A 24,838-nucleotide genomic window follows, 5' to 3' on the forward strand; every position below is an offset into this window, starting at 1 on the left:
GAGGGACGGGACCGTGGATAACTCGCAAATGCGATATGAAGCCTTACACCCGCTTGTCGAAGATATCTTAAATCAATTGAGTGAAAAAATCGGAGTCAATACACTGTTTTTCGCATTAAATGACTCAAACAGTAACTTTATCGTCAAGGCAATCAATCATGGAAAGGAACTGATTGAAGAGGGAACGACACACATCTTCCAACATGTCCTCTGTAAACTCGTCATCGATGAAACAGACGGTAAGATTCAAATTAATGAATTATTGACGAATCCAATGACAAGTCATCATCCGGTCACCCAAACACTGGGTAACGGCAGTTTTCTTGGCGTCGCGATTAAAAATGCCAATAACGAGAAAATCGGGACGTTATGCGCTTTTGATGATCAACCGTACGAATTCAGTAAAACCGAATTAGAGATGATTGAAAATTACGCGAACATCATCAGTAAATCAATCAGCGTCGAGACCTACGTCATCAAAGATGCATTGACAGATGTCTATAACGAACGATATATGAACCGATTGATTTCGAGTGTCTCGAGCCAGCCGACCTTTTTGATGGTCCTCAATCTCGATAACTTTCATGCGATTAATGCGAAGTACGGATACCGGATTGGAAATCAGGTGCTTCAGGAAATTGCGTCACGCTTAAAGTATGTCGCGATTCCGGAACACGTCGTCGGACGGATGGAGGGGAACGAGTTCATTGTTCTCGCACCTCTGGAACAAGCTGATTTTACAGATCAAGGCCGGACATTCGCTGAATCCATCATTCAGACGATTGAGGAGCCAATCAATAACCTTGCGGACGAACCGATTCGTTTGACGGCTTCGTCAGGTGTCAGTCTGTTAACGGGCGATCACATGAACCGCCAGACACAGGTCTATGCAGCAGAAGCCCTGATGCAACAGGTCAAACTGGACGGAAAAGCGGGTATATCATTTGTCGATCAGCAACGCGAGGTCGAACAACATCCGTTTAACCGTGTATTGGAACAGGAATTGGAGCAAGCATTGGAACGTGGTCAGTTCGAATTGTATTATCAACGGATTTTAAATGCCAAACTGGGACAGACGGTTGCCGTCGAAGCACTACTCCGCTGGAATCATCCGGTCTTAGGATTCGTCAGTCCAGCCGATTTCATTCCGATTGCGGAACGGACAGGGAAGTTTAGTCAAATCGGTCACTTTACGATTGCACAGGCGATTTCGGATAGTGTCCGGTTAGAGACAGAATTGGGACGTCCCGTGACAATTTCAATTAATCTCTCCGCCAGTCAATTCAAATCGGATGCGATGCTTGCCGATCTGTTACAGTTCGCAAACTGTGCGTCGTTCAAGAAAGAGCGGATTGTGCTTGAAATCCGGGAAGAAGTCTTACAAATCGGAAAACGGAAAGCCATCGAGCGTCTGGAAATGTTACGCCGGGCAGGTTATCGACTGAGTGTCGACCATTTCGGGAGTCATTATGCTTCGCTCAACTCCTTACTCCGTTTACCGGTCCAATCCGTTAAGTTGGATCCAATCTTTACACGGCGTCTCGTTCAAAACCAGCTCGAACAGTCGATGGTCCAGTCTGTTTATTCGTTGACACAGGCACTTGGAATTTCGCTTGTCATTCAGGAAGTCGAAACAAGCGCTCAGTTCCAGCATATCGTTGCGGTGGGAAATCCCCTGTATGTACAAGGACATTATCTGCATCATCCGCAACCGATCACGAACTTGATTGCCGATTTTTCAAAGATCACGCATACCCAGGATGTTTAACCGTCTCTCGTAAGGGAATACTTTAATCATCATGATTCGAGGGGGATGTTACCATGTCAGAGCAACACGAAAAAGAAACGGATCCGATTACATCGGGAAATCGCATGACAAACGACGATATCGCAGGTCGTGATCAATCCGGTACAGCAGCACAAAACGAGTCGGATTCAAAATCCGAGCACCACGAAAAAGAGCCGCAGTCCGACAATCAAGACAAGAAGTCAGCGGATTCAGAATCAACAGATCAACCGGATTCTGAACCATCATCTGACGAAGCACCTGATTTGTCTCACGAAGCCGATGAAGACGGCGATGTGACACCGTCTGATGCAGACGATCAACAAAAATAATCGGGCACTTGTGCCGGCTTTTATACCAATGGGTCTGACTCAAAAGTCACTCTCTACAAAGATCAGGGTGGCGGAATGATAATCTGCCACCCTGATCTCGTAAAAAAAAGAATCACTCGCTTCACGCAACTCCTACAGGAAAAAGCGCATTTTTGCGCTGTCAGAGACAAACAAGACCCGATTTCCTGCCTAAATGAGGCAGGAAAACTGGCTTGTGTCTCGCTTGAGGAAAGGGCATGAAAGAACGAGTGATTCTTTTTTGAGTCAGCCCCGTTTTATTTTTTTAGAAAATCTTATACGGAAACAGGCACTGGATGGGCGAGTTCAATCGCCACCCCCACCGCCATCGCCGCCGTCAAATCCACCGTCCGCCATCCCGCCGTCTGTCGCATGGGACGTATCCGTCAAGTCGACCGGGAACAGGAAAACGGGAATGAAATCAGTCGAATTCGTCCAGTCAGCCGGGCTGTACGGAGCAAACAATTGGTGCAACGTCGGATGATCCGCAAGATAGAGCCGGACCGCCGTCAGGAAAATTAAATCCTTCCGGTATTTAAAGTGAGGATTTTGCCGCAAACGGTCTGATATCTGTTCAAGTGCTGCGCGGTGTACTTCCGGTTGACCGAGTAGCGCAAGCAACGCATGAAACGAAAGTGGAATCCCGTGTTTACGGTAAGCGTTCCGGGACTGGACGAGCTGATCGAGATAGAGGTGATGGTCCTCGTCCGGTAATAAGGCAAATAAGAGTGCCGTGACATACGTTTGCTGAGACCGCCCGAACCGCTTTTTCAACATGTCATACAGCGATTCGATCTGATCATGGATTGTTGATAACTCGCCCCGGCGGAGACTGTTTAAAAACAGAAACGAGATCAGCAGGGGAGAGACGATGAACCGGTGTGAGGTTTTGCAAAGGCGGTATAACGAGACGGTCCGCTCAAGTTGGACATCCGTCGGCTGTAAGCGGCTGATCAATAAAGCGGTGGAATAAGCATTGAGCGGATGGACGAGCCGATGTGTTGCAAAAAAACTATAGATTGACATCATCGGAGCAATCCGTTCAGCCGGTTCCATGTCGTATGCCTGAATTTTTGAAGCAAGCAATAACGCTTGTGTCTGGTGGGAGCGGAGATGCTCTTCCAAAAACCGAGCTGTCTTCTCCAACTCCGGAAAAGGTGCGGGATGTCGGCCAACGACAGCATCAAAAGCAAGTTCGATTAAAATACCATCCTGGTAAGTGACGAAATAATGTCCTGTTTCATCTAAACGTTGTAAAAAACGTTGTTCGAGTTCCATTTCCTGCACCTCATCCTTTTTCCCCTATTTTACCATGACACACAAAAGAAAGACGGTTACTTTTCTAATCGGTCAATCAATCGTTCGGCTGCCCGGCGGTACAAGTTGCTCATATGGGCGAGCGATAAAATCAGTTGCAACTGTTCGAGATGATCCAAGTCATCCGTCGGAGGCTGCTGCTCCTCGAACAAGGTCTGATTGACCGCTGTCGCATCGAGATACGTTTGATAAAAATCTTCCAAATCAATCGTTTGTTCCGTAACACCGGTATTCAAGTCCGTCAAAATCGTTTTGATGTCATTGATGGAGAACGTTCCTTTCAACTGGTAGATCAAACTGATTAAGATCAGATGGTTTTTCGTATATTTTTTATTCGTGACCGGGAAAAACAATTTTTTCTTGGCGTAGTTGTTAATCATCGTCTTCGTTAAAATCGTTTCGCCTTCGGTTCGCGTCGTCTCTTCAAACGTCCGTTCAAACAATTGAATGACTTGGTCCATGTAGAGATCGATGTTCGGGATATCCGTTAACTCCAACTGGCGATCGAGTGATGGTTTCGGGTGTTCTGACTGTGTCATGAAAATACCTCCAAAAAAATAATGCGGAATGACTTCCTATTTCTCTAGTGTATGATAGAATGTTCATATAACGCCATGTAGTATTTAAAACTACATAAAAATGGAGGGAAATTATGAAAACGTATATGAGAGAACCGATCAATGGTCTGACCCACCTTGGCGGAGCCGTCTTCGCCTTTATCGGATTGCTCGCCTTGGTCATCAAAGCGGCACTGGAGCGGGGAGCCGGACTACCGATTGTCGCGGCAATCATCTTTGGTGTCAGTATGATTGCCTTGTACGCAGTCTCGGCGACATATCATATGGTACTTGCGAGTGACCGGGCCATTGCGACGTGGAGACGTCTTGATCATTCGATGATTTATCTGCTGATTGCCGGCTCGTATGCCCCGTTTTGTCTGATCAGTCTGAACGGACCGACCGGCTGGGTATTGTTCAGTATCGTCATGCTGATTGCGGTCTTCGGTATCACCTTTAAACTCGTCTGGTTCAACAGTCCGCGCTGGTTGTCGACGACGCTGTACATCGGAATGGGCTGGATCATGGTCTTTGCGATCACACCGCTCGCAGAAGTCCTGTCGCCGGTCGGAATCGGTTTACTGTTCCTCGGCGGGATTTTTTACACGATCGGTGGCATTATCTACGGCTTAAAACCGCGTGTGCTTTCGTTCAAACACCTCGGTTTTCACGAGATTTTCCATGTATTCGTCCTGCTCGGCAGCTTAGCGCATTTCCTTTGTGTCTATTTCTTCGTCATCTAAATGTTTCGGTTCACACATCCTTCCGCTCGCGGAAGGATGTTTTTTGCCGGTAAAGGAGTGGACTGGCAGGTCTCGCGGGAAGGGAAGCCGAAGGAAATGAAAGGACAGGATTAAAGGGGGAAAAACAATGGCGATCACGACATCCCGTTGGCAGCTCGAAAAACTGTATTCGATTGGAAACGTGGGACAGACGATTAACAGGTTACGAAAGGAACTGGATCAGCTTCAAACCGACCAACCTCCGGTGTCTTCTTATTTGACGCATCTTGAGCGAATCAAATGCCACGTCGAAGAACTGGCTGATTTTGTGTATTGTCTGTACGCGGAAGATGTTTCACGTCATGAAGTGGGCCGGCTGCTTGAGCAGACCGAGATATTGCAAGCACGTCTCCGGATGACTGAAACGGTCTTCGAGGAACGATTGCGGAAACTGTCCGAAGCAGAATGGATAACGCTGCAATCTGACTCGCCGTCTTATTATCTGACGGAACGCCGCGCCATCATGGAACGGCGTCTGTCGGCTGAACAGGAACAATTGATTCAGGCACTGGCAATCGACGGTTTTTCCGGATGGGAACAGTTGTATGAACAGCGTTTGACCGGTTTACGGATTCCGCTTGAAGAAGAAGAAGTCACAATCGGACACGCCCTGCATCAGGCTTTTCATGGGGCAACACGCAACGACCGGCAAGCGGCGGCGACAGCTTTCGCAAAGACGTGTGCTGCTGAACGAGACGACTTTGCGATGATTTTGAACCGGATTGCCGGTTTTCGGTTGCAAGTTTACTCAAAACGCGGATGGGAGGACCCGTTAACGGAACTGTGTGAACAAAACCGGATGCAACGGACGACAATTAAAGCGATGCTTGCGGCGATTGATCAAAATCGTCCGCTGTTCCAGTCTTATTACAAACGAAAATTGCGTCTGGCACATGTCACAGAACCGGAATGGCATGATTTAGAGGCGAATACCTTCACCTCGCGCGGTTATGTTTCCTATATTGAGGCGCAATCGATCATTCAGCATCAATTTGACCGGCTCCATCCGCGGTTGGCAAACTTTACGAAAACCGTGTTTGAAAAAGGCTGGATTGATGCGGAAAACCGGCCGTCTAAAGCAGAAGGCGGTTTCTGTGCCTCGTTCCCGGTCGCTAAAGAAAGCCGGATCTTCATGACGTACCGTGAAGCGTATCCGGATGTCGTTACGCTTGCCCATGAACTGGGTCACGCGTACCATAATTTGCTGTTGCACGATTTGCCGTTCCTTGATCAGATTAAAGGGACGAGCAGTGCCGAGACGGCTTCGACATTCATGGAAAACCTGGTCCTTGACGCCGTGATCGAACAATCGGCGAGCGAAGAAAAACTGGCGATGCTTGAAATCAAAATCAGCGAAGGCTTAAAATACGTCGGAACCATTCCGAACATGTTCCGGTTTGAACAACGTTTTTATTCGGAGCGACGGCAGGGGCCGGTTTCAAGCGACCGGATTGCTGAACTGATGCGGGAGGAAGATGCCCGCTTTTACGGCGATGTACTGACGGAACCGGATTCGTACAAATGGATTTTTGTCGGTCATTTCTATGATACAGAAAAGCCGTTCTACAATATTCCCTACACGGTCGGTTACTTACTGAGCAATCACTTATATCCGGAGGTCAAGCAATCAAATGAGGCGTTCACCGGACAATTCGAACCGTTGTTACGCGCATCGGGACAGGCGACAATCGAGGAGCTGATTGAGCAGTATGTAGACGGCGAACCGGACTCAATTACTTTTTGGCAACAGGCACTTGAACCCCTCCTGTCGGCGATTGAAATGTACTTACAAGAGACGGCTGGACTCATCGATTGAAGTCGCCAGCAATCGGGAATAGATAACTAACGAAGGAGGGGTGCGGATGTACGAACAGGATAAAAGGGTGTTGGCGGAAGCCGCCATCAAGCATGTTAAGAACGGAATGATTCTTGGTCTTGGGACAGGTTCGACGACCCGGAGTTTCATCGATGTCCTTGGTAAGTGGGTCGAAGCAGGCGGTCAGGTGCAGGGAGTGGCGACATCAGCCGAGACAGCGGAACAAGCCAAACGATTAAACATTCCGTTGCTGTCACTCGAGGAAGCGACGCATATCGATCTTGTCATCGACGGCATCGATCAGATCGATATGCAGTTCCGTGTGCTCAAGGGCGGTGGTGGAGCGCTGTTCCGTGAAAAAGTCGTTGCTTTGATGAGCCGGGAAGTGCTCTACTTAGCGGACGCCTCGAAGTTCGTCCATCACCTGAACGGTCCGCTACCAGTTGAAATCGATGCGTTTGCGAGACCGTATGTCGAACGTTTTTTGCAGGATAAGCATGTCGATGTGACGCTACGGGAGCAGGATGGAGAACCATTCGTGACGAACGGGGGGCATCTGATTTTGGATGTCGATCTCAAGCGGGTCCAGGATGTCCCTCACTTTGCCCGGGAACTGAAAAGTTTGACGGGAGTGCTCGAAACCGGCTATTTTGAGCGGCAACCGGATCACGTCCTGACGGTCGAGCAAGGACAAGTCAGACAGCTGGCTCATCCTGATTTACGGGATGGAGGTGGACTTGTCTAACTGGCGTTTTGAGAGAAAGAAGGGAAACCGATGCGGTTACGAAAACGGTATGTGTTCGGAGCAAGTGTATTGGCGGGGGCGGGTCTTCTTTTATTGAAGAACAAAGAGCAAAAAAATACGGATCCGCTAAAAGAGTATTTAACGCATCTCGATCAGGATTCAAGTCCAGATGCCGACAAAGATCCGGATGAAGTCGGATTGACGAAACTCGATTCGATTTACCGGGCGGAGTGGCAGGCGAACGGCTATCCCCGTTCGCAAAAAGAACTCGAAGATTTGGAAAAATGAAAAGCGCCGACAATCCACGAGCGGATTGTTGGCGCTTTTTTTAGTATGTAAGGGAACCGGCGATGATCAAACCAATCGAAATTGAAAGAAACAGCAATAATAAACCAACGGCTTCATTATTGGCATCGATTTCTTTCGTCATACTGATCCGCGGAATGATCAAGTCTGCCAAATAGAACAGGACGATTTGGAAGACGATTGCTAAAGCTCCCCATAAGACCATATCGAGGATGCTGACCGAGTTCGTGATACTGGAGTAGAGAACGATCGCAAGACCAAGGATTCGTCCGCCGAATGCATAAACGGCCGCTTTTTTTCCTTGACGGATCAGCTCCATCTCTTTTGATTTGGTCGTCACTTCAAACAGGACGACGCCGATAGCAAGTAAAAGTGTAGCCACTCCGATATACGCAAGTGTCGAGACGAACAGTTCACTGAAGCCCATCTTAATTCCTCCTTAGGAATGATTGGATTTGTTTCGTTCTTTTCGTTGTTGCCAGGCAACGTACCCTTCGAGCATCGCTCCGACTAAAATCCCGGCGGAGACATACAGGTAAAAATTATCCCCGATGAAGCCGAAGAGCAGTCCGAGCAGCAGACCAATGATAATGTAAGGTCCTTTTGTTAATTTCATGATGAATCACCTTCCTCATCATCAAACGTAGCCGATTTTTCCGGATTCGTCCATCCCTAATCGACAGAATGAGTCACAGCTACTTCGAGTTCGCGTGTAAAAAGTGTCACCCGGTTGCGTCCGTTTTGTTTGGAATGATAAAGTGCGACGTCCGCATCCGTCACAAGTTGCTGAATCTCTGATGTTGATTTCGGGAAAAGTGCGACTCCGAACGAAGCTGTCAACGGCAGTTGCGTCCCATTCGACAATTGAAACGGAGACGTCGCAATCCGTTCCCGCAACTGTTCAGCCAGCGCCAGGACTTTTGCATCCGTCAACTGTTCGACGAGAATGGAAAATTCCTCACCCCCGTTACGGGAGATGAATCCGGCATCCGTCACACCGTCCCGCAAACGGGAGGCGAATTGACGCAGGACCTCGTCACCGGCTTCGTGACCGAACGTATCATTGACATGTTTGAAATGATCGATATCGATCGTAATCAATGCTACTTCATGTTGCTGTAAAATCGTTTGTTGCTTTAAATCATCAAAATGATCCGTAAACGCACGGAAATTATGTAAGCCGGTCAAAAAATCACGTTGTGCCGTTTGTTGCCATGTCCGCATCGACTGTTTCGTCAAACGGATGTCACGGATGATGACGAGTGCAAGCCAACTGCTGATGAAGGAAGCGGGCAGGACGACACTGAGGATATCGAAGAGGAGACCCGTGTCAGCTAAGACATATATCAAAACGATTCCATGCAGGACAGTCGCATAGACAGTGACCATCGTAAAGGTCCGCTTGGAATAGATCGGCAACCACTTGACGAGAAGCGACGTCCCGACAGCAATCAGGATGATGAACAGTGCTGCCGCATACGCTGAGCTGTTCAAATTAATGCTGAACCGGTAAAGAATGATGACACTTGTCACAATCATCGTCGGCAACGGACCGGCAAAATAAGCGGCAACGATGACAGGAATGTGCCGCAAGTCGACTAAAACACCGGGAACGGGCTCAATCGTCAGTTGCATCAGCAACCAAGATAAGATACTCAGGCTGATTCCGTACAAAATGCGGACTGAGCGTTTGGAATCGACGGTAATCGGATGCGGTGACAGCTTTCCGAGCAGGTAAAAACCGCTCATCAATAGGGTCAGGTTATGGAGAAGATCATACAAAATGGTTTTCAAATTCAGGCACCTTGCTTTCGTTTGACAAATCGTTCTACCGTTTAGAATACGCTATTGACGTCAAATAGTCCTCCATCTGGTCAAAAGATTTCCGAAAAAGACATCAAAAAATAAATGTGTCTATAATGTGAAGTTATAGAACCTATAAGCTGTACTTATAGGTTTATGGTTTTTGATTGACCATTCGGTGATTCAATTGTTAAATGATGAAGAAGCAATTGAAAGCGCTTACTAAATTTTAAAGGAGATCCACCATGGAACTGATTATCATTCTTCTTGCCTTATCTTTATTAATGTTCGTAGCGTACCGTGGCTTTTCAGTCATCTTATTTGCTCCTATCTGTGCTCTGTTCGCTGTCTTACTGACGAACCCGGATTGGGTCTTGCCGTTCTTCTCCAACATCTTCATGGAAAAAATGGTGGGATTCATTAAAGCTTACTTCCCGGTATTCCTGCTCGGAGCGATTTTCGGGAAAGTCGTCGAAATGTCAGGAATCGCTGAATCGATCGCGAAGTCGATCATTCGGATGATCGGAGCGAAACGGGCGATTCTTGCCATCGTGTTGCTTGGCGCGATTTTGACGTATAGCGGTGTCAGCCTGTTCGTCGTCGTCTTTGCCGTCTATCCGTTCGCAGCGAACTTGTTCCGCGAAGCGAATATCCCGAAACGCTTGATTCCGGGAACGATTGCCCTTGGTGCGTTTACGTTTACGATGGATGCCTTGCCGGGGACACCGCAAATCCAGAACGTCATTCCGACGACGTTCTTTAAAACGGATATCTATGCGGCACCAATCATGGGATCAATCGGCGGCTTGATCATCCTGACGGTCGGGATGTTCTATCTTGAATCCCGTAAACGTAAAGCTCATCAAGCTGGGGAAGGGTATGCCGGATTTGAAGCGACGGCAGCCAGTACGGCTCCGCAGATGGAATTGAAAAATGAACCGGAACTGACGCTCGAGACGGCACAACAACCGGTTTACCGCCAAGTCCTGGCATTTGTGCCGTTGATTTTAGTCGCTGTCATGAACAAATACTTTACGCTCGCGATTCCGGCATGGTATCCGGAAGGTTTTGATTTCGCCGCGATCGGTCTTGAAGCATTCGGGAAAATCGAGACGCCGGCCGTTCTTGCCATCTGGTCCGTCCAAATGGCCTTGATCATCGGGATTATCTCCGCGATGCTGTATGACTTCAAAAAAGTCCGGACGAACTTCCAGGCCGGATTGAACCTCAGTATCGGTGGTGCCTTACTTGCTGTCATGAATACCGGAGCCGAGTACGGATTCGGCGGTGTCATCGCCGCTTTACCGGGCTTCAAGACGGTCTCGAACGGGATTTCATCGACGTTCACCGATCCGCTCGTCAACGGAGCGGTCACGACGACGGCACTTGCCGGGGTAACCGGTTCTGCGTCCGGCGGAATGGGCATCGCACTCAGTGCGATGTCGGATAAATATACACAAGCGATCACGTCAGGTGGCGTCCCGCCGGAAGTCATGCACCGGGTCATCTCGATGGCGTCCGGCGGCATGGATACGTTACCGCACAACGGAGCCGTCATCACGTTGCTTGCCGTCACCGGCTTGACGCACCGTCAGTCGTACCGTGACATCTTTATGATTACGATTTTAAAGACAGTGACGGTCTTCCTGATGATCGGACTTTACAATCTGACAGGTCTTTATTAAGCATTTGGGTTTAAAAAAGGGGGAAATGAACGATGCAACAGGGGAAAATCTACGATTCATTTACAGAAGCGACAGCTGATATTTTTGACGGGGCGACACTCGTCGTCGGGGGATTCGGTTTATGCGGGATTCCGGAGAAATCGATTGCTGCCTTGCAGGAAAAAGGGGTCAAGGACTTGACGGTCGTCAGCAACAACTGTGGCGTCGATGACTTCGGACTCGGCATCTTATTACAATCACGTCAAATCAAAAAGATGGTCTCGTCCTACGTCGGGGAAAACAAGACGTTTGAGCAACAGTACTTAAGCGGAGAGATTGAGGTCGATCTCGTGCCGCAGGGGACACTGGCAGAACGGATCCGGGCCGGCGGAGCGGGCATTCCCGGCTTTTATACACCAACTGGCGTCGGGACACCGATTGCGGAAGGCAAGGAACAAAAAGAGTTCGACGGGAAAACCTATCTGCTCGAAGAAGGGATCGTCGGTGATTTTGCGCTCGTCAAAGCCTGGAAAGCGGACAAAATCGGTAATCTCGTTTTCCGGAAAACATCGCGGAACTTCAATCCGCTCGTCGCGACAGCCGGCAAAGTGACGATCGTCGAAGTCGAAGAACTGGTTGAAGTCGGTGAACTCGATCCAAATGAAATCCATACACCGGCCGTTTACGTCCAGCGGATCATCGTCGGGACGGACTACGAAAAACGCATCGAACGCCGGACAGTCCGGGAAGCATAAGGGGGAGATACTATGGCAACGTCAAGAGAAATCATTATCAACCGCGCGCTGCAGGAAATCGAGGACGGCATGTACGTCAATCTCGGAATCGGGATTCCGACACTAATCGCCAATGCGATTCCGGATGATGTCCACGTCATGCTGCAATCGGAAAACGGGTTGCTCGGCATCGGACCGTATCCGCTCGAACATGAAGTCGACGCCGACGAAATCAATGCCGGCAAAGAGACGGTTACGGCACAAAAAGGCGCGTCCTATTTCGACAGTGCCGAATCGTTTGCGATGATCCGCGGTGGTCACATTGATCTTGCGATTCTAGGCGGGATGGAGGTCGCCGAAAACGGTGACCTCGCGAACTGGATGATTCCCGGCAAGATGGTCAAGGGAATGGGCGGGGCAATGGATCTCGTCAACGGCGCGAAACGGGTTGTCATCATCATGGAACACGTCAATAAGTACGGCGAGTCGAAGGTCAAGATACGTTGTACGTTACCGTTGACCGGCAGTCAAGTCGTCAACCGGTTGATCACGGATAAAGCGGTCTTTGATTTCACGGAAGCCGGGATGGTCTTGATTGAGACATTGGACGGACTCACAGTCGAAGACATCCGCAACGTGACGGAAGCGGACTTCACTGTCAGTCCGGAACTTGAACGCATCAGCATAGGGGAGTGAGTCGAATGGTCAATGGAGATATCGTCCTTGTGACGGGAGCAGGAAGCGGGATCGGGCTTGAAATCTCGACAGCCTTCGCAGAGGCAGGCGCGAAGGTCGTCATTACGGACGTCAATACGGAAGCAGCTGAAAAAGCAGCGAAGTCGTTACAGGGAGCGGGACATGTTGTCATCGGACTGACGTTGAACGTGACGGATGAAGCGCAAGTTCAGTCAGTTTTTGCCGAGACAATCAAGCGGTACGGCCGACTTGATGTCCTGATCAATAATGCCGGTTTACAGCACGTCTCACCAATCGAAGACTTCCCGACAGAGAAGTTCGAACTGATGATTAAAATCATGCTGACGGCTCCGTTCATTGCGATTAAACATGCGTTTCCGCTCATGAAGGAGCAAGGATACGGCCGGATCATCAACATGGCATCGATCAACGGCTTGATCGGCTTTGCCGGAAAAGCGGCCTATAACTCGGCAAAACACGGTCTGCTCGGTCTGACGAAAGTCGCGGCACTGGAAGGGGCGGAACACGGCATCACAGTCAACGCCTTATGCCCGGGGTACGTCGATACACCGCTCGTTCGCAATCAGATGGCGGATCTCGCGAAAACACGACAGGTCGAATTGGAAAAAGTCCTCGAAGACGTCATCTATCCGCTCGTTCCGCAAAAACGATTGCTTGCCGTCGAGGAAATCGCCGATTATGCGTTATTCCTCGCAAGCCGCAAAGCAAAAGGGATTACGGGACAGGCCAATGTCTTAGACGGCGGTTATACGATTCAATAAGGGGGAAATCAGCATGAGCGAGCAAGTTGTCATCGTCAGCGCGACACGAACGGCAATCGGCAGTTTTAACGGCAGTTTAAAGGATGTCCCGGCAACGAAGCTCGGCGCAACGGTCATCCAAGCGGCGCTCGAACAAGCGAATGTCGCACCGGACCTCGTCGAGGAGGTCATCATGGGCAATGTTCTTCAGGCGGGACTTGGACAAAATCCGGCCCGTCAAGCGAGTCTCCTCGCAGGTCTTCCGGAAACGGTTCCGGCCATGACGATCAATAAAGTCTGCGGCTCCGGGCTGAAGGCGATTCACCTCGCGTTCCAAGCTATCAAGTCCGGCGAGGCCGACATCATCGTCGCCGGTGGGATGGAAAACATGAGTCAGGCACCGTACGTGTTAAGCGGTGCCCGGACCGGCTTACGGATGGGAGACCAGCCGCTTGTCGATACGATCATCAAAGACGGACTCGAATGTGCCTTCAATGACTATCATATGGGAATCACGGCGGAAAACTTAGCCGAGCAATATACGATTTCCCGTGAAGCACAGGATCAGTTCGCAGCGTCAAGTCAACAAAAAGCGGGACAGGCCATCGAAGCGGACCGGTTCCAAGCGGAAATTACACCGGTCGAGATTCCGCAGCGCAAAGGCGAACCGGTCGTGTTTGCACAAGACGAATTCCCGCGTGCCGGAACGACAGCGGAATCACTTGCCCGCTTGCGTCCGGCCTTCAAAAAAGGCGGTACAGTGACAGCCGGCAATGCATCGGGTATCAATGACGGAGCGGCAGCAGTCGTCGTCATGTCGGCCCGGAAGGCGAAAGAACTCGGTCTGACACCACTTGTCGAAATCGTTGCGAACGGTACGTCCGGTGTTGACCCGAGCATTATGGGAATCGGTCCCGTCAAGGCCGTCGGACAGGCGTTACGAAAAGCGGGTCTCGAACTGGATGCCATCGACGTCATCGAGGTGAACGAAGCGTTTGCTGCCCAATCGCTTGCAGTTGACGCAGAACTCCAGTTTGATCCGGCAAAGTTGAACCGAAACGGCGGGGCGATTGCGCTCGGTCACCCGATCGGCACCAGTGGAACACGGATCATGGTGACGTTGATCCACGAGATGTTACGGACCGGAGAAAGCCATGGTCTAGCGACACTTTGCATCGGGGGCGGCCAAGGAATTGCGACGATCGTCAAGAAGTATGAAGGATAATCAAAGCTATTGAATGCTGGAAATACGACCCTGGACTTTACGTTCAGGGTTTTTCTGTTTTATTTTCTGAATGATTTACTTAATTAGAGAAGTGACGCGGGAAAGAAAAAAAGCACACGACATGACAAAAACAGATAGCTTACGGTAAAATGAAACACGTTGCAAGGGAGGGTGTCAGATGATTTCATTACAGAATGTCAGTAAAAGTTTTTCCGGACAACCGGTCATCCAGTCCGTCGCCCTCTCGATTGAACAGGGCGAGATGCATGGCATCATCGGTGCGAGCGGTGCCGGGAAATCGACGTTACTCCGGCTGATGAACCTGCTCGAACGGCCGGATACCGGGCGGGTCGAATTTGACGGGATGAATTTAACAAACCTGTCGAACCGACAGCTGCGGCAGACCCGGCAAAATATCGGGATGATTTTTCAAGACTTTAATCTGATCGGAAACAAGACGGTCGAACAAAACATTGGTGTTTCACTTGAACTCGCCCGTGTCAAAAAACGAGAGCGGGCGGACCGGATTCAGGAGTGTCTCCGGTTTGTCGGACTGGAATCCTTTGCCCGGAAGTATCCGTCCGAACTGAGCGGAGGGCAGAAGCAGCGTGTGGCGATTGCCCGGGCGCTCGCCAACCGCCCGCGCGTTTTGCTGTGTGACGAACCGACGTCTTCGCTCGATCCGAGTACGACGTCGGAAATCTTACGCGTGTTGCAGGATATCAATCAGACACTCGGGGTGACGATCGTACTTGTCAGTCATGAGATGCAGGTGATTCAAAGCATTTGCAACCGGGTCACGATCATGGCAGACGGGCGGATTGAAACGACGATCGCGACCGAACCGGCGGGAATCACGGAAATTACGAGTGATGCCGGTTGGTTCCTGACCCAATTGACGGAGCGGAGGGATTCACATGCCTGATATCGTGCTCGAATATGCGGCGGAAATCAGACTGGCGATCGGACAAACGTTCGTGATGGTCGGAATTTCGATTCTCGCGGCAGTTCTCGTTGGTTTACCGCTCGGAACCTGGCTCTATCTGTCACGTAAAGGGCAGTTGCTGTCGAACCGGTTCGTCTTTTCAAGTTTGAACTTACTTGTCAACACGATCCGTTCGTTTCCGTTTTTACTGCTTGTCGTCTTTTTGATTCCGTTTACACGGATCATCATCGGAACGGCGATCGGAACGGCAGCAGCGACCGTCCCGCTTGCTGTCATTGCGATCGCCCATTATTCGCGGCTCGTCGAACAGTCGCTGCTTGAAGTGCCGAAAGGTGTCGTCGAGGCCGCCGTCTCGATGGGGGCTTCGACACGTGAAGTCGTCCTGAAGTTTTTATTCGTTGAAGCCCGGTCCGGTCTTGTGCTTGGACTGACGACGTCGATCGTCAGCTTCATTTCGTATTCGACGATCATGGGGGTTGTCGGGGGCGGAGGAATCGGCGACTTTGCTGTCCGATACGGTTACCAACAGTTTCAGACGGAATTGATGCTCTATATGATTTTGATTATGGTCATCCTGGTGCAATTGATTCAATTTACCGGGACGACCGTAGCACGCTTGCTCGATAAACGTTAACCGAAAGTAGGAATTCAAGATGAAAAAAATCATGGTATTACTCAGCGTTGTTATTCTGGAACTGGCCGGATGCGGGAACGCGGACAAGAATGACGAACAGGATTCTGCGGAAAAAACGGAGACGTTAAAAGTTGCGTCACTGATCAAACCGATGACGGAAATTCTCGATCTCGTTAAACCGGAACTGAAAAAAGAGGGCGTTAATCTGGAAGTCGTTGTCCTCAGTGACAACGTGCAGCCGAACAGTGCCCTCGCAGCAAAAGAAGTCGATGCGAACTTCTTCCAACACGTCCCGTACATGGAAGAGTTCAACCGCAACAACAAAGCCAATCTTGTTCCGATTCAACCGATTTACTTTGCGAACTACGGTTTGTACTCAAAAGAGTATAAAAAGATGGACCAATTGCCGAAAGGCGCTGTTATTGCCGTCGCAAATGACGTCTCGAACATCGACCGGTCGCTCGCTCTGCTTGCACAGCATGATGCGATCAAGTTGAAAAAGAAAACCGGTCCGTACTACACGATGAAAGACATCACGGAAAACAAACGTAACTTTAAGTTCAAGGAAGTCGATTTGCTGATGCTCGCCCGCCTTTATGATGATGCGGATGCGGTCATCATGACGCCGGCCTATGCTTCACCGCTCGGTCTGACTCCGAAGAAAGATGCCCTTGTGACGGAAGGCGTCGAAAATGACTTTGCGATCACGCTTGTTGCCCGGAAGGACAATCAGGATTCAGAAGCGATTCAAAAACTTGCGAAAGCAATGACAAGTCCGAAAGTCAAAAAGTTCCTCGAGGACAATTATGACGAAACGGCGATTCCTGCCTTTAAATAAGTGTTCGGATGATAATATCAAAAACCACGGTTCGTATGTCTGTTTCAAAGACACGCGATCCGTGGTTTTTTTAGCATCAGTTTATCGGAATTTTGCCTAACGGATCGTCAACTTCTTCGCATAGCCGGTTTTCTCCAAAATATCAGTTGTCGGCATCTTGGTCCACTTGGCAACGGGAACATCAGGATTTTTCTGGATGAAGTCCGTCATGATCATATAGCCGAGCGTATATTGAGCAAGCGGCGGAATGTCTTTGTCATAGTTGCCGTATCGTAAATCGTACGCATCCACGTTATGGTTGTTGATCTGTGTCAACAGATTTTCCAGCGTATGATCGAGAAACGGTTCGGTCGCTTCCGATTTCCCTTTTGGATAGACCTGCGCAGCAAACATGTCCGCTTCACCTTCCAAAAGGATACCGTTGAACACCGAGTCATGCGTGTTGCTTTCAAAAGCGACGGTATGGTGGTATTCGTGGGCGATGGTATTCGCCAGTGTGTCTTTTGAAAAATCTTTTGCTAAGTAAAGGGTGAACATGTTTGTCCCGGAGGCAAAACCGGTAGCACCGCCGTGACGTTGAATATCAGCCGCATTATGAATCTCATAAGGCGCGACGAAGACTGTCAGCTTATCTGTTCTTGGCAGTGCTTTGATTGAGGTCTGAAGGCTTTTTTTAATCTGTTGATGAATGGAATCCTGGTGTTTTTTTAAATAGGCAATCGTTTTGTTCAGTTCTTCTGCATTGTCGGTAGGAATTTCTAAAATGCGTCTGTCCTGATAGGTAGGTGTCAGTTTTTCCTTCTCAATCCACTTATCTTTCACGTCTAAAACGTGTTTTTCAAACAGGGCACCGTTCTCGGTCGGCTCTTTTAGCGTTGCATCGACATATGACTGATATGCATCGTAAAGCGGAATGATTTTTATCGTCTGTTCATCCTGCTTGAATGTCAGTCCCGGTGGTTTTGCTTTTTCGGCTTCCGGTGTGTTGGAACAGCCGGCGAGCAGACTTGCTAACGTCATGCCAATCAACAATCGTTTCATAAAACCCCTCCTATCAACCAAATATACCACAATTATCCATACGGGAATCAGAGACAAAAGGTTCCTCTTTTCTGAACTTAGTCAGATGAACTTATGTTACCGATTACATCGTTCAAGCGCATCAGCAGTCATTTTTTAAGAAAAGAGTGAAACAGCAGGGTTTTTTGAGAAATGTCAGAATATTCACCAGATAAACTCCTGGCACGAGGTCACAGACCTGTGTTATCCTTTCGAACGAAGTACCTGATTCGTTGATAAAACATGAATCAGGTCGTAATTAAATCGTGGGGGTTTCTTATGTCTAAAACAGTTCCAACATCCTTTATCGTCGTCATCGGTATGATGCTGTTTGCCTTGTTTTTCGGAGCAGGCAATCTGATTTTTCCACCGATGCTCGGACAAATGGCGGGAGAAAATGTCTGGATTGCCAATGCCGGGTTCCTGGTTACAGGCGTCGGCTTACCGCTGCTTGCGATCTTAGCGTTTGCTTATTCCGGAGAAGCGGATTTACGGGCGATGGCGTCGCGGGTCCACCCGGTCTTCGGTCTTGTCTTTGCCATCATCTTGTACTTAGCGATTGGTCCATTTTTTGCGATTCCGCGCGCTGGAACCGTTTCCTATGAAATCGGGATCAAACCATTTTTCGGGGAAGGCGCATCGTCGACACCGTTGCTGATTTTTTCGATTCTGTTTTATACGCTTGCCTGCCTGTTGTCGCTGAATCCGACAAAAATCGTGGATGTCGTCGGGAAAATTTTGACACCGATCAAGATTACATTCATCGGGCTGTTGATTCTCGTTGCCGTCATTAAGCCAATCGGAAGTTTTCAGAATCCTTTGACGACGTATCAGCACAACGCTTTTTTTAATGGTTTCCAGGAAGGCTATTTGACACTGGATGCCCTCGGAGCGTTTGTATTTGGTATTATCATCATCTCGGCGATCAAGGAAAAAGGGGTCACGTCGAAAAAACAATTGCTCATTATTTGTTCGAAAGCAGCCCTGATTGCGGCAAGTTTGCTGGCCGTCACCTATTCGGCCCTTGCCTTCATGGGGGCTTCCAGTGTCTCCAAAATTGGTCCGCTGACGAACGGAGCGGAAATCCTGTCAGCGGTGTCCGACTATTACTTCGGCGCATACGGTTCGGTTTTACTCGGTCTGATGATTACGGTCGCATGTCTGACGACGAGTGTCGGTCTGATTACGGCCTGCGCCTCGTTCTTCGCGCTATTGTTACCAAAGATTTCGTACGTCAAGTGGACGATTGGACTGTCGATCTTCAGCGCGCTCGTTGCCAACATCGGTCTGACCCAGTTGATCGCGATTTCAAAACCGGTTCTGCTGACGCTTTATCCACTGGCAATCTGTCTGATTTTCCTGACGTTCCTGCATTCCGTTTTTAAAGGAAAACCGGCGGTCTACCAGGGAGCGATGTGGATGACGTTTGCCGTCAGTCTGTTTGATGGACTGAAAGTGGCAGAAGCACCGGTCGGACCGGTCTTGCGCGTTTTTGAAAACGTGTTGCCGTTCTTCTCCGTCGGACTCGGTTGGGTCGTTCCGGCCATCATCGGAGCCATCTTAGGCGGATTATTCGGGCGGAAAAAAGCCTACCGGCCGGAACAGTCACGCGTTGCTTGAGCAAAGATATTAATCCTATGGATGTTAAGCTGTTTCGATCTTGAATCGAAGCAGCTTTTTTGCTGTCTGTCACATCATCATCGATGGAAACAAATTGGAATGGTATTGACAAAAGGAGGAGGAACGATGATATAGTATTGTTGCAAATGAGATTCATTATCAATTAAAAGGGAGTGGTTTTTCTGTTCATCCAACTTAAAACAATCCGGGTGGAAACCGGTCATGCGGAGTCGATGATTGAACGATTCGCAGGCGAAGGCATCATCGAACAACAACCCGGCTTCATCGATCTCAGTGTCCTGCAAAAAAAGCGGACGCGGGGCGAGGAAGAAGTCATCGTACTGATTCGCTGGGAGTCGGAACAGGACTGGAAAGCGTGGGAGACGAGTGACGTCCATCTTGCAGGTCACCGTGCACGTCGTGGTCAACCGGTGCCGTCGTTCATTTTAGGAAGTGACCAGCAGTATTACGATGTTCTGGGTCAAAAAGGCAAACGCTGAGAAAAAGACCGATCCGTCCACTTGCGGCGAATCGGTCTGCCTTTATTTTCGGAACAATAACACGATGAAATAAGGTGCGCCAAGGATTGCGATGACAATCCCGACCGGAATGTCGGCCGGAGCAAGCAGGTTTTTCCCGATCAAGTCTGCGAGCAACACCAGCAGGCTGCCGAGCAGGGCAGCGACCGGAATCAGACTGTAATGGTTCGGTCCGACAAGACGCCGGGCAATGTGCGGGGCGAGCAGACCGATAAAGGAAATTCCGCCACCGGCAGCGACGCAGGAACCGGCAAGTGCGGCAGCGATCAATAAGATCCGTTTCCGTGTCTGTTCGACTCGGAGTCCTAACGTTTGCGGGAGCGAGCCGCTCAGTTGCAACAGATTCAACGGCCGGCTGTGTAAAAAGGCAAGCGGCACCAAACAGACGATCCAGGGTGCAAGCGTCAAAACGGATGACCAATCCGCCTGCCAGATGCTTCCGGTCAACCAGACCGTCGCCTGCTGAAAATCGCGCGGATCCATCTTCAACTGAAAAATGATCAGGAGGGCGCCGCACAGGGCGTTGATTCCGACGCCGACCAACAACAGACGTCCCGGTTGGACTGCTTTTCCCGCTAATCGGTAAATCGTCCAGGCGACAAGCGTCGCACCGACAAAAGCGACGAACGGCAGAACCGGAAGTTGATGTGTAGCGGAGCGAAAGAAAAACAGTGTCAAGACAACGAACAATCCGGCACCGGCATTGATTCCGAGAATGCCGGGATCGGCGAGGGCATTGCGTGACATCCCTTGAAGTAGTGTCCCGGACACTGCTAGTCCGGCACCGATCAACAATGCGAGTAACATCCGCGGTAACCGGAGATCGATGAGAATCAGCCGTTCAGATTCCGTTCCTTGTCCGATCAACGTTCGGCCGATCGCGCTAAACGAAACGGGAAGAATCCCGGTCGACAGACTGTACAAAAATGTCAAAATGAGCAGACTACATAAACAAAACAGCGTCAATCGCGCCTGTTTTACCGCATGCCAGACATCCATCAGACGGACAACTCCTTTCGGCGGGCGAGATAAAGGAAGTAGGGTACTCCGACCAGGGCGGTGACAGCTCCAAGCGGAGTTTCGAACGGCGGATTGATCATTCGTGCCAGCAGGTCGGAAGCAATCAACAACGTCATGCCGAGCAGGGCGCTGACCGGCAGCAACAGGTAATAGTTCGTCCCGACTAAAAAGCGACTGATATGGGGAATGATCAAGCCGACAAAGCCGATGACACCGGCGACCGACACGGCAACACCGGCAAGCAGGACGATGCTGCAAAATCCAAGCAGCCGGACTTTCGTCAACGAGGACCCCAGCCCGGTCGCAACTTCTTCTCCGAGCGAGAGGACGGTCATGCTGCGGGCGATATGTAAGGAAATGAGGAGTCCAAGCAGGACGACCGGAAGCAAGACCAACACGTGCGCCCATTTTGCCCCGGATAACCCGCCGGCATACCAAAAGCTGAGATCTTGGGCGACTTGGTGAAACAGGGTGATGCCGGTCGACAGAGCGCTGAATAAAGCACTCAGTGCCGCACCGGCTACGGTCAACGTGACCGGTGAAAAGCGTCCGCGGGCAAATACTGTGATCAGCAAAATGACAGCTGTCCCAAGTGCGGCGCCGCCAAACGAAAAGGCAAGCGAAGTCACAAATGAATGCTCCGAGACAAAGGCCAGCGACAAGGCGACTCCAAGTCCTGCTCCGTGGGTGATGCCAAGCAGGGAGGGGTCAGCCAGCGCATTCCGGGTCAACCCTTGCATCATCGTCCCCGACAGCGCCAAAGCAATACCGACAAGCCCGGCGCAAATCAGACGCGGAAGCCGGACTTCTTGAACGAGTTGATGCTGCAGATTACCGGCGTCAAAGGAATGAAACGAGGCAAGGACGGTCGTCCGGGAAATCGGCACGGCACCGTAAAACAAGGACAGTGTACTTAGTAGCGTGAGCAGTCCAACCGTGAGAGCAACAATCGTCAGGATTGAGCGTGGTCGAACGGATGTAGTCATAGACGTCTCTCCTTTTTAATTGAGAATCAGATTCATTATCAACGCGATTAAACGTACATCGAAGACCAATTTTTTGTCAAATGTTTTTTTAGGGAGTGGGCAGGATGGAGTTACAGATTAAACCGTTACCAATCAAGAAGCACTGGTTGCTTGAAGGCGATAGGCGATCAGTCAAGCCGGGACTGGTCATCGTTGTTGCAGGGAGCGGATTTTTATACAGCAACCGGCACCGGTTATACCCGGGCGATGCCGTCTGGATCGAACAAATCGACGAAGTATTGCCGGCTACAAAAGAGACTTGTTTGTTCTACCACCTGACGTTGACGGGACACCGGTGTGCTCTGTATCGGCAAGATGCAGACATCCTGCATGACTGGTTACGGCAACTGCATGTCAGCCCGACTTCGGAACAGGAAGGGTTGACTCAACTACGAATTCTGTATCAACTGCTTGAGACATTGAACAGCGAACAGGAAAATCATGTGTTTGAGGAAGTGGTCGCTTCGTGGCTGAAGGACTTGTCGATGAAAAGGTCCGTCCATGAGCTGGCGCTTGATCTCGGAATGTCGGTACCGACATTTAACCGGCTGTTCAAAGAGCGGTATCACGCCACACCAAAAGAATATGTGACGCAACTGCGGATTCGCACGGCAAAAGAGTGGATGCTCGCTTCACACGAGATGACGTTGGCGCAAATCGCACAAAAAGTGGGGCTGCAGGACGAATTTTACTTCAGCCGCCTCTTCAAAAAACGGACCGGTCTGTCGCCGACCCATTTTTTACAACGGATTACGCCCCGGATCGGCATTGCCAGCCGCCTCTTGTTGCAGGATCATCTGTTGGCACTTGGTCTGCAACCGATTTTGGCACCGAGTTATCCGACGGAATACGGAGCAAGCGGATTACCCGTGTTTTTGACCGGACTGGACGGAACCCGGTTATACGACGCGAATCAACCGCTTCAGCGGGAATGGTTCGAGACGACGGCACTGGATTTGATTATCAAGACACCGAGTTTAGAGAAGGGACAGGATATCAGCTGGTTGCCGGCTGACCATGTCCTTGAACTGCCGCATCAAACCTGCTGGAGTGAATATCTCCGACTGATTGCCGTAGCGACGAATCGGGAAGACCGGCTCGAGCCGATCGTCGCGCAGATTACAGCGCTCGAACAAACGGTCAAGGAACGTTTGGCGTGGAACAAGACCGGAACATGGGCTGTCGTCTGGATTCGACCGGACGAGGTGCGTTTATACGGGATGAAGCAACATACGATGCTTGATTTTTTATTTCATGATTTGGGTCTGAAACCGGCACCGGGATTACCTGAAGCCATTTATGAGATTGTCACGCTGGAGACGTTACAACGAGTTGATCCCGAAAACCTGTTGATCTTATGGAGTCAACCGGTTGATGTCGAGCGGATTCAGCAAGAATCGACATGGCAGACCTTGCAGGCGGTCAGGCGCCATCAAGTCTATTATCCGGACAGCGTTGATTGGGATCCTTGGGGACCACTCGGACGCACCCACATGCTGAAGCAATTGTTAGACTATATTGAAAATGAACCACGCTTGATTTGTCCATGAAAGTTGATTGGTTCGTCCATGTTGCTCTTTAGTGATAATGATTATCATTACTAATGAAGAACGAGAGTGAGAGGGGAAAAGAACCACATGAAAAAAATCATCAGTGTCACATCCGTCCTCGCGACGTGTGTTGTATTAGCCGCCTGTGGAGGCGAGGCCAGCGAACAACCGACAAAAAAAGCAGCTGCCGTCCACACTGTTGAACATATTTTTGGAAAGACAGAAGTTCCGAATGATCCGAAAAAAGTGGTTGTCCTGTCGCACGTCTCGTGGGAAGGATCGCTCGTCTCCGTCGGCGTCAAACCGTATGCGGTGATGGCATACGATAATGAGTTTCCACCACACTTGACGAAAGAACTCAAAGGGACAAAGGCATTGCCGTACGCGGACGAAATCAATCCGGAAGAAATCGTCAAACTGGATCCGGACTTGTTGATCATCAGTGACCGGTACAAACCGCTGTATGACAAACTGGCGAAAACGATCCCGACAGTCGCCGTCGAGGTGGGTGGTGACTGGAAAGAAGATCACCTGAAAGTCGCGGAAGCGGTCAACAAGAAAGAAGAAGGACAAGCAGTCATCGATGACTTGGCGAAAGAAGCAAAAGACATCGGTCAACAGATCAAGGAAAACGTCAAGGACGAGACCTTCATGGCGGTCTCGGTCAACAAAAAAGATATTCGGGTCTACGGTCTGACGAACCACGCGACGAACTCGCTGTTGTTTGATGATATCGGGCTGACACCGACGAAAGGTCTCCCAAAAGACTTCGGGGAAAACATTTCGATCGAAGGACTGGCGAAATATAATCCCGACCACATCATTGATCTGTCGTACTTCAACAGTGGACCGTACTACGATGAAGTGACGAACGGAAAGGTCTGGAAAGGGCTGACAGCAGTCAAAAAAAATCAAGTCCACCAATTGTCGACGACGTGGGGCTTCTGGGATCCAATCGAACGCCAAAAAGGATTAACAGAACTTGAAGACGTCTTATTGAAATGACCAGATGAAGAGCAGGAGAAAGAACGGGGAAACCCGTTTTTCTCTTTTTTGACAGTGAGA

General features: G+C 49.8%; 26 protein-coding genes. 18 read left to right on the top strand and 8 right to left on the bottom strand.

All coding sequences use genetic code 11. The features are described from left to right. Positions 1 to 13: 13 nt before the first annotated feature. Together AC3IRK_RS06075 and AC3IRK_RS06080 are read left to right on the top strand one after the other, a co-directional pair. Positions 14 to 1,768 (top strand): putative bifunctional diguanylate cyclase/phosphodiesterase, encoded by a 1,755-nt coding sequence (locus AC3IRK_RS06075; protein WP_489170506.1) that lies wholly within the window; start codon positions 14 to 16, stop codon positions 1,766 to 1,768. A gap of 53 nt (positions 1,769 to 1,821) precedes the next feature. Next, positions 1,822 to 2,118, top strand: coding sequence for a hypothetical protein (locus tag AC3IRK_RS06080; RefSeq protein WP_131502929.1), 297 nt, complete (start codon positions 1,822 to 1,824; stop codon positions 2,116 to 2,118). A gap of 324 nt (positions 2,119 to 2,442) precedes the next feature. Here AC3IRK_RS06080 and AC3IRK_RS06085 read toward each other — a convergent pair whose 3' ends face one another. Together AC3IRK_RS06085 and AC3IRK_RS06090 are read right to left on the bottom strand one after the other, a co-directional pair. Continuing rightward, positions 2,443 to 3,414, bottom strand: a complete 972-nt coding sequence (locus AC3IRK_RS06085; RefSeq protein ID WP_131973063.1) for a DUF4003 family protein — start codon at positions 3,412 to 3,414, stop codon at positions 2,443 to 2,445. A 56-nt stretch (positions 3,415 to 3,470) separates the two neighbouring features. Continuing rightward, the gene (locus AC3IRK_RS06090) at positions 3,471 to 3,992 is read right to left on the bottom strand and encodes a DUF1836 domain-containing protein (RefSeq protein ID WP_131502927.1); all 522 of its coding nucleotides are present in this window, start codon (positions 3,990 to 3,992) and stop codon (positions 3,471 to 3,473) included. A gap of 113 nt (positions 3,993 to 4,105) precedes the next feature. On the opposite strand from AC3IRK_RS06090, the gene trhA reads away from it, so the two are divergent. From trhA to AC3IRK_RS06110, 4 genes are all read left to right on the top strand, one after another. Then, the gene (gene trhA, locus AC3IRK_RS06095; RefSeq protein WP_114596138.1) at positions 4,106 to 4,753 is read left to right on the top strand and encodes a PAQR family membrane homeostasis protein TrhA; all 648 of its coding nucleotides are present in this window, start codon (positions 4,106 to 4,108) and stop codon (positions 4,751 to 4,753) included. A 127-nt stretch (positions 4,754 to 4,880) separates the two neighbouring features. Continuing rightward, positions 4,881 to 6,608, top strand: coding sequence for a M3 family oligoendopeptidase (locus AC3IRK_RS06100; protein WP_489170507.1), 1,728 nt, complete (start codon positions 4,881 to 4,883; stop codon positions 6,606 to 6,608). 46 nt (positions 6,609 to 6,654) lie between these two features. Then, a complete protein-coding gene (rpiA, locus tag AC3IRK_RS06105) occupies positions 6,655 to 7,353 on the top strand; it encodes a ribose-5-phosphate isomerase RpiA (RefSeq protein WP_489170509.1) in 699 nt (232 codons plus the stop codon). Between the two features lie 30 nt (positions 7,354 to 7,383). Then, positions 7,384 to 7,641 carry a hypothetical protein gene (locus AC3IRK_RS06110; protein ID WP_026828680.1) on the top strand — a complete coding sequence of 86 codons (258 nt, stop codon included), beginning with the start codon at positions 7,384 to 7,386 and terminating at the stop codon, positions 7,639 to 7,641. Positions 7,642 to 7,681: 40 nt separating this feature from the next. Here the strand turns inward: AC3IRK_RS06110 and AC3IRK_RS06115 are convergent, their stop codons facing one another. The 3 genes from AC3IRK_RS06115 to AC3IRK_RS06125 are packed head-to-tail and all read right to left on the bottom strand — an operon-like array spanning position 7,682 to position 9,453. Further along, positions 7,682 to 8,086, bottom strand: coding sequence for a DUF350 domain-containing protein (locus tag AC3IRK_RS06115; RefSeq protein ID WP_026828679.1), 405 nt, complete (start codon positions 8,084 to 8,086; stop codon positions 7,682 to 7,684). 12 nt (positions 8,087 to 8,098) lie between these two features. Next, the gene (locus AC3IRK_RS06120; protein ID WP_165871658.1) at positions 8,099 to 8,275 is read right to left on the bottom strand and encodes a hypothetical protein; all 177 of its coding nucleotides are present in this window, start codon (positions 8,273 to 8,275) and stop codon (positions 8,099 to 8,101) included. A 56-nt stretch (positions 8,276 to 8,331) separates the two neighbouring features. Next, positions 8,332 to 9,453 (bottom strand): diguanylate cyclase, encoded by a 1,122-nt coding sequence (locus AC3IRK_RS06125; protein WP_131973060.1) that lies wholly within the window; start codon positions 9,451 to 9,453, stop codon positions 8,332 to 8,334. Between the two features lie 254 nt (positions 9,454 to 9,707). On the opposite strand from AC3IRK_RS06125, the gene AC3IRK_RS06130 reads away from it, so the two are divergent. The 8 genes from AC3IRK_RS06130 (at position 9,708) to AC3IRK_RS06165 (ending at position 16,960) form a co-directional block, all read left to right on the top strand. Further along, positions 9,708 to 11,147, top strand: a complete 1,440-nt coding sequence (locus tag AC3IRK_RS06130) for a GntP family permease (protein WP_131502923.1) — start codon at positions 9,708 to 9,710, stop codon at positions 11,145 to 11,147. Between the two features lie 32 nt (positions 11,148 to 11,179). Then, a complete protein-coding gene (locus AC3IRK_RS06135) occupies positions 11,180 to 11,881 on the top strand; it encodes a 3-oxoacid CoA-transferase subunit A (protein WP_131502922.1) in 702 nt (233 codons plus the stop codon). A gap of 12 nt (positions 11,882 to 11,893) precedes the next feature. Beyond that, positions 11,894 to 12,556, top strand: a complete 663-nt coding sequence (locus AC3IRK_RS06140; RefSeq protein ID WP_489170510.1) for a 3-oxoacid CoA-transferase subunit B — start codon at positions 11,894 to 11,896, stop codon at positions 12,554 to 12,556. A gap of 5 nt (positions 12,557 to 12,561) precedes the next feature. After that, positions 12,562 to 13,338, top strand: coding sequence for a 3-hydroxybutyrate dehydrogenase (locus AC3IRK_RS06145; protein WP_489170511.1), 777 nt, complete (start codon positions 12,562 to 12,564; stop codon positions 13,336 to 13,338). Positions 13,339 to 13,351: 13 nt separating this feature from the next. Then, a complete protein-coding gene (locus tag AC3IRK_RS06150; protein ID WP_489170512.1) occupies positions 13,352 to 14,542 on the top strand; it encodes an acetyl-CoA C-acetyltransferase in 1,191 nt (396 codons plus the stop codon). A 178-nt stretch (positions 14,543 to 14,720) separates the two neighbouring features. Continuing rightward, on the top strand, positions 14,721 to 15,467 hold the full coding sequence (locus tag AC3IRK_RS06155) for an ATP-binding cassette domain-containing protein (RefSeq protein WP_131973056.1): 747 nt from the start codon (positions 14,721 to 14,723) through the stop codon (positions 15,465 to 15,467). Further along, positions 15,460 to 16,122, top strand: a complete 663-nt coding sequence (locus AC3IRK_RS06160; protein ID WP_131502917.1) for a methionine ABC transporter permease — start codon at positions 15,460 to 15,462, stop codon at positions 16,120 to 16,122. The genes AC3IRK_RS06155 and AC3IRK_RS06160 overlap by 8 nt, the downstream gene beginning before the upstream one ends. A 19-nt stretch (positions 16,123 to 16,141) precedes the next feature. Continuing rightward, positions 16,142 to 16,960 (top strand): MetQ/NlpA family ABC transporter substrate-binding protein, encoded by an 819-nt coding sequence (locus tag AC3IRK_RS06165; protein WP_489170513.1) that lies wholly within the window; start codon positions 16,142 to 16,144, stop codon positions 16,958 to 16,960. Positions 16,961 to 17,056: 96 nt separating this feature from the next. Here the strand turns inward: AC3IRK_RS06165 and AC3IRK_RS06170 are convergent, their stop codons facing one another. Continuing rightward, positions 17,057 to 18,001 carry a DUF2268 domain-containing putative Zn-dependent protease gene (locus tag AC3IRK_RS06170; RefSeq protein ID WP_131502915.1) on the bottom strand — a complete coding sequence of 315 codons (945 nt, stop codon included), beginning with the start codon at positions 17,999 to 18,001 and terminating at the stop codon, positions 17,057 to 17,059. Positions 18,002 to 18,298: 297 nt separating this feature from the next. On the opposite strand from AC3IRK_RS06170, the gene brnQ reads away from it, so the two are divergent. Then, positions 18,299 to 19,639 carry a branched-chain amino acid transport system II carrier protein gene (gene brnQ / locus AC3IRK_RS06175; protein ID WP_131502914.1) on the top strand — a complete coding sequence of 447 codons (1,341 nt, stop codon included), beginning with the start codon at positions 18,299 to 18,301 and terminating at the stop codon, positions 19,637 to 19,639. Between the two features lie 182 nt (positions 19,640 to 19,821). Next, the gene (locus AC3IRK_RS06180) at positions 19,822 to 20,139 is read left to right on the top strand and encodes an antibiotic biosynthesis monooxygenase (RefSeq protein WP_131503178.1); all 318 of its coding nucleotides are present in this window, start codon (positions 19,822 to 19,824) and stop codon (positions 20,137 to 20,139) included. A gap of 42 nt (positions 20,140 to 20,181) precedes the next feature. On the opposite strand, the gene AC3IRK_RS06185 is transcribed toward AC3IRK_RS06180, so the two are convergent. After that, on the bottom strand, positions 20,182 to 21,177 hold the full coding sequence (locus AC3IRK_RS06185; protein ID WP_489170514.1) for a FecCD family ABC transporter permease: 996 nt from the start codon (positions 21,175 to 21,177) through the stop codon (positions 20,182 to 20,184). After that, positions 21,177 to 22,184, bottom strand: a complete 1,008-nt coding sequence (locus tag AC3IRK_RS06190) for a FecCD family ABC transporter permease (protein WP_489170515.1) — start codon at positions 22,182 to 22,184, stop codon at positions 21,177 to 21,179. The genes AC3IRK_RS06185 and AC3IRK_RS06190 overlap by 1 nt, the downstream gene beginning before the upstream one ends. A 104-nt stretch (positions 22,185 to 22,288) precedes the next feature. Between AC3IRK_RS06190 and AC3IRK_RS06195 the strand changes: the two genes are divergently transcribed. Further along, the gene (locus AC3IRK_RS06195; RefSeq protein ID WP_489170516.1) at positions 22,289 to 23,773 is read left to right on the top strand and encodes a helix-turn-helix domain-containing protein; all 1,485 of its coding nucleotides are present in this window, start codon (positions 22,289 to 22,291) and stop codon (positions 23,771 to 23,773) included. Between the two features lie 87 nt (positions 23,774 to 23,860). Beyond that, positions 23,861 to 24,778 (top strand): ABC transporter substrate-binding protein, encoded by a 918-nt coding sequence (locus tag AC3IRK_RS06200; RefSeq protein WP_131973051.1) that lies wholly within the window; start codon positions 23,861 to 23,863, stop codon positions 24,776 to 24,778. The last annotated feature ends 60 nt before the right edge of the window (positions 24,779 to 24,838 follow it).

The sequence above is a fragment of the Exiguobacterium sp. GL_137 genome (genome assembly GCF_057834585.1).

What these genes read in the sequence shown, in the direction of transcription:
- AC3IRK_RS06120 (WP_165871658.1), bottom strand. Translation starts at nt 8,275, where the DNA reads ATGAAATTAACAAAAGGACCTTACATTATCATTGGTCTGCTGCTCGGA.
- AC3IRK_RS06145 (WP_489170511.1), top strand. Translation starts at nt 12,562, where the DNA reads ATGGTCAATGGAGATATCGTCCTTGTGACGGGAGCAGGAAGCGGGATC.
- AC3IRK_RS06100 (WP_489170507.1), top strand. Translation starts at nt 4,881, where the DNA reads ATGGCGATCACGACATCCCGTTGGCAGCTCGAAAAACTGTATTCGATT.
- AC3IRK_RS06190 (WP_489170515.1), bottom strand. Translation starts at nt 22,184, where the DNA reads ATGACTACATCCGTTCGACCACGCTCAATCCTGACGATTGTTGCTCTC.
- rpiA (WP_489170509.1), top strand. Translation starts at nt 6,655, where the DNA reads ATGTACGAACAGGATAAAAGGGTGTTGGCGGAAGCCGCCATCAAGCAT.
- AC3IRK_RS06185 (WP_489170514.1), bottom strand. Translation starts at nt 21,177, where the DNA reads ATGGATGTCTGGCATGCGGTAAAACAGGCGCGATTGACGCTGTTTTGT.
- AC3IRK_RS06150 (WP_489170512.1), top strand. Translation starts at nt 13,352, where the DNA reads ATGAGCGAGCAAGTTGTCATCGTCAGCGCGACACGAACGGCAATCGGC.
- AC3IRK_RS06155 (WP_131973056.1), top strand. Translation starts at nt 14,721, where the DNA reads ATGATTTCATTACAGAATGTCAGTAAAAGTTTTTCCGGACAACCGGTC.
- AC3IRK_RS06170 (WP_131502915.1), bottom strand. Translation starts at nt 18,001, where the DNA reads ATGAAACGATTGTTGATTGGCATGACGTTAGCAAGTCTGCTCGCCGGC.
- AC3IRK_RS06090 (WP_131502927.1), bottom strand. Translation starts at nt 3,992, where the DNA reads ATGACACAGTCAGAACACCCGAAACCATCACTCGATCGCCAGTTGGAG.
- AC3IRK_RS06165 (WP_489170513.1), top strand. Translation starts at nt 16,142, where the DNA reads ATGAAAAAAATCATGGTATTACTCAGCGTTGTTATTCTGGAACTGGCC.
- AC3IRK_RS06110 (WP_026828680.1), top strand. Translation starts at nt 7,384, where the DNA reads ATGCGGTTACGAAAACGGTATGTGTTCGGAGCAAGTGTATTGGCGGGG.
- brnQ (WP_131502914.1), top strand. Translation starts at nt 18,299, where the DNA reads ATGTCTAAAACAGTTCCAACATCCTTTATCGTCGTCATCGGTATGATG.
- trhA (WP_114596138.1), top strand. Translation starts at nt 4,106, where the DNA reads ATGAAAACGTATATGAGAGAACCGATCAATGGTCTGACCCACCTTGGC.
- AC3IRK_RS06130 (WP_131502923.1), top strand. Translation starts at nt 9,708, where the DNA reads ATGGAACTGATTATCATTCTTCTTGCCTTATCTTTATTAATGTTCGTA.
- AC3IRK_RS06160 (WP_131502917.1), top strand. Translation starts at nt 15,460, where the DNA reads ATGCCTGATATCGTGCTCGAATATGCGGCGGAAATCAGACTGGCGATC.
- AC3IRK_RS06085 (WP_131973063.1), bottom strand. Translation starts at nt 3,414, where the DNA reads ATGGAACTCGAACAACGTTTTTTACAACGTTTAGATGAAACAGGACAT.
- AC3IRK_RS06080 (WP_131502929.1), top strand. Translation starts at nt 1,822, where the DNA reads ATGTCAGAGCAACACGAAAAAGAAACGGATCCGATTACATCGGGAAAT.
- AC3IRK_RS06140 (WP_489170510.1), top strand. Translation starts at nt 11,894, where the DNA reads ATGGCAACGTCAAGAGAAATCATTATCAACCGCGCGCTGCAGGAAATC.
- AC3IRK_RS06135 (WP_131502922.1), top strand. Translation starts at nt 11,180, where the DNA reads ATGCAACAGGGGAAAATCTACGATTCATTTACAGAAGCGACAGCTGAT.
- AC3IRK_RS06195 (WP_489170516.1), top strand. Translation starts at nt 22,289, where the DNA reads ATGGAGTTACAGATTAAACCGTTACCAATCAAGAAGCACTGGTTGCTT.
- AC3IRK_RS06200 (WP_131973051.1), top strand. Translation starts at nt 23,861, where the DNA reads ATGAAAAAAATCATCAGTGTCACATCCGTCCTCGCGACGTGTGTTGTA.
- AC3IRK_RS06115 (WP_026828679.1), bottom strand. Translation starts at nt 8,086, where the DNA reads ATGGGCTTCAGTGAACTGTTCGTCTCGACACTTGCGTATATCGGAGTG.